The organism is Microbacterium sp. (assembly GCF_011620665.1).
In the GTDB taxonomy this organism is placed as follows: domain Bacteria; phylum Actinomycetota; class Actinomycetes; order Actinomycetales; family Microbacteriaceae; genus Microbacterium.
Genome location: NZ_WOYQ01000004.1, coordinates 25,268 through 28,708 on the forward strand (window position 1 = coordinate 25,268; position 3,441 = coordinate 28,708).

Consider the following 3,441-nt stretch of genomic DNA (forward strand, 5'->3'; position numbering starts at 1 on the left):
GTCCTGGTCGCAGTCCTGGTCGCCGCGCTGGCGGGCGCGGGTGCGCCGGCATCCGCGGCAGTGCCTGCCGGGGTCTACACGGATGTCGACGACTTCACTTTCGATTCGATGACGGTCGACTACACACTCACGCGCGATGCCGACGGTGTCAGTCACCTCGCGGTCGTCGAGCAGATCGTGGCCCGGTTTCCCGATGCCGATCAGAACCGCGGCATCCGCCGGCTGATTCCGGACAGCTACAACGGGCAGCCGCTGAATCCCGAGATCGAGTCGGTGAGCGACGAGAACGGGAGCCCGCGCCCGATGGAGGTCGCCTCCGACGGGGGCACCGTCGAGATCGTCTCTCGCGCGCCCGACTATCTGCATGGACCGCAGACCTTCGTCATCGCCTACTCCCTCGAGAATGTCATGTGGGACTTCCCCGACACGGGGCTGGAGTTCTATTGGGACGTCAACGGCGTCGATTGGGCCCAGACGTTCGGCGCGGTCACGGCGCGGCTTCACCTGGCCCCGGAACTCGCGACATCTCTCGCGGGACGTATGGCGTGTTACCAGGGTCATCACGGCGACAGCGACTCCTGTGCATCGATCACGCTGACGCGGGATGCCGGCGGATCCACCGTCATCACAGCCGAGGCGGCCGGCTTGCAGCCGAACCAGACGCTGACGATGGCAGTGGGTTTCGCGCCTGAGACGTTCACCTTGTTCGACTCGTCGTATCTGGCGGCCCCCGTGGGCTGGCTGCAGGCGATCGCGGGGCTCGTGGTTGTGGGCGCAGGGGGCATGGCGGTGCGGGCGCGGAGGCGGGGGCTCGCCGACGAGCCCGGCAGGCCGACGATCATCGCAGAGTACACACCGCCGGCGGGAGTTGATGCGCTCGAGAGTGCGGTGCTCCTGGGCAGGACGACGAAGGCCATCCCCGCAGAAGTGCTCGAACAGGCCGTGGCCGGCTCGATTCGCATCATCGAGGTCCCCTCGAGCTGGCGGCGCACGCCAAAGCTCGTGGCTGAGCTGGTGGACCCGTCGCGCGCCGACGGCGACGGCCGGATGCTGCTGTCGGGGCTCTTCCGCGGCGGTGTGCCCGGTGAGCAGTACGAGTTCGGCAAGCAAGACACCCGAGTCTCGAAGGTGGCACAGCGGATTCTCACCGCGGCCGAATTGGAGTTGAAGCAGCGAGGACTCCGCCGCATCGTGCCGGGGGCAACGCGCGCGGTTCCGATCATCGTCGGGGCTGTGGCGCTGCTGGCTGTCGTCGCCCTCGGGATGGCCGCGCTCGCCGCGAACGTGAATCCCGTTGGGCCCGTCGCGGTGATGGGGGGATCCGGCGTGATCTTCATCACCCTCGTGGTGATGTGCGTGCGCAAACCGCTGACCACGCGTGGCGCGGAGACGAGGGACCATCTGCGCGGACTCGAGGCGTTCATCGGGTGGGCTGAGGCCGACCGCATCCGGATGCTGCAGTCGCCAGAGGGTGCTGAGCGCATCGCGGTCGACGTGAACGACCCGCGGCAGAAGCTGCAGCTTTACGAGAAGCTGTTGCCATATGCGGTGGTGTTCGGCCAGGAGAAGCAGTGGTCGCGGGAACTGGCCGTCCTGTACACGGCCGTCGGGGCGTCGGGTCCGTACTGGTATTACGGTGCGGGTGCATTCGATGCGTCCTCGTTCGCTTCGGGCATCGGGTCGCTCTCGGCGGCTGCGATGTCGTCGTCATCCACGTCGGGCGGCTCGGGTGGCGGGGGCTCGGCCGGCGGCGGTGGTGGTGGCGGAGGTGGCGGAGGTGTCTGACGGTGCCTGAGGTGGCGGAGGTGTCTGACGGATGTCGGGTCGGTGACCGTGGACGCGCGTGTCGATCGCGATGGTTCTGTCAGAACGGCGCGACATCCGGGGTCGCGAAGGCGAGAGTTCGTGCGGGCCGGTCGTCGTGCACGCGTCCGGCGGGACTCGTCCATTCCAGAACCCCGCCGGGCAGCTGACGCACTCTCCACGCGGAATGGTGTTTGAGGGTGTGATGTCGACGGCAGAGGTGAGCGAGATTCCGGATGTCGGTGGGGCCGTCGTGGGCGCGAGCCACCGTGTGGTCGAGATCGCAGCGGCGAGTCGGCTGCCGGCATCCGGGAAAGCGGCAATGCTCGTCACGCGCCCGGAGCATGCGCTTCTGCTCTTGGGTGGGCCGGTAGCGATCGACCGCGAGAATCGCGCCTGAGACAGGGTGTGTCAGCAATCGGTCCCACCCCGCCGCTACGCCGGCGAGCTCCCGGGCGGCCTCGGCGCTGATCGGCCCGTGGCCCTTGAGCTCAGCGGGAGCATCGCTTTCTCCGGTGAGGGACAGCAGGGGGATCGTGACCTGCACGTGCGCCCGGATCGCCTCGCACTCGCCGACTGACTCCGAGATCGCGGTTAGGGTGGCGTGGCCGGTGAGCAGGAGATCGAACGCGATATCGGCGCGGATTTCGTCGAGGGTGCGTGTATCGGGAGCGCAGAGTTCGACGGATCCGGCGAGGACGTCGGGTTCTTCCACCGAGTCCGCGGCCCGTGCGGAGAGAATCGTGACCGCTTCTTGCGTTGCGCGGTTGAACACGGCGTGGGCGAGGTGTGCGGGGGCGAGGAGGCCGAACTCGGCCATGCCGTCTTCACGGTCGACGACCCACATCCGCCGGGCCCGACGAGCGGTTCGGTGTCGTTCCGTGAGCGAGATGGGGTGATACCGCTCGGCGAGACGGCGTGCAACAGGGCGTAGCCGCCCCGGCGTCTCGCGTACTGCAACGGTCAGCACGGCGTTCTCGTATGCGGTGCGCGCTGCATCGTCGGAGATGCCCTGCCCGGCGTCGCTGATGACGGCGGCGTGGGCGCGGCTGATTCGGCCATCGCGGAGGTGAGCCCAGGTCACCGGAAATCGATCGACCAGCACAGTCGCCTCGCTCATTCGCGCCTGCACGGCGCGGTCGGACTGCAGTGTCGCCGCGCCGATCTCGGCGGCCACCGAGCGCAGGACGATGTCGCGAGGACGATCGGGGTGCGCGGTTGCCGGGTCTATCCGATCGATGGCGTAGGTCTGGGCGTCGCGCAGAAGCAGCGCCTCTTCTGCCTGGAGAGCAGCAATGCGGCGTCGCCCATCAGCGATGCGGTCGACGATCGCACCGACGTGCGCGCCTCCGCCGCCGAGATCGTCCGGATTGTCTGTCATGTCTCCATCATGATGGTGGGTTCCGACATCGGCAGGTAATAGTCCAGATCAGGGTTTTAAACTGTGGACAACTACGGACACCCCTGACCTGTGGAGGAGGCGATGAAGGCCCGTCGCCCTCGCGCGAGTAAGGGCCGGTCGGAGAGGCTTCCGACCGGCCCTTGTCCCTTGCACCAAGAGTTTCCTGCAATCACATGTCGGTGGCCGCCACAGCAAACGACCACCGCTGGATCAATATATAACGGAAAGATAACGAC

At 67.4% G+C, this 3,441-nt stretch carries 2 protein-coding genes; one reads left to right on the forward strand and one right to left on the reverse strand.

Going from position 1 to position 3,441, the window contains the following annotated elements; all coding sequences use genetic code 11:
• Positions 1-3: 3 nt before the first annotated feature.
• Positions 4-1,785, forward strand: a complete 1,782-nt coding sequence (locus tag QZV81_RS00610) for a DUF2207 domain-containing protein (RefSeq protein WP_292830933.1) — start codon at positions 4-6, stop codon at positions 1,783-1,785.
• Positions 1,786-1,864: 79 nt separating this feature from the next.
• Here the strand turns inward: QZV81_RS00610 and QZV81_RS00615 are convergent, their stop codons facing one another.
• A complete protein-coding gene (locus tag QZV81_RS00615) occupies positions 1,865-3,184 on the reverse strand; it encodes an HNH endonuclease signature motif containing protein (RefSeq protein ID WP_292830927.1) in 1,320 nt (439 codons plus the stop codon).
• Positions 3,185-3,441 lie beyond the last annotated feature (257 nt).

Excerpts from the sequence above, each read along its gene's own strand:
- QZV81_RS00615 (WP_292830927.1), bottom strand. The coding sequence starts at position 3,184 with ATGACAGACAATCCGGACGATCTCGGCGGCGGAGGCGCGCACGTCGGT.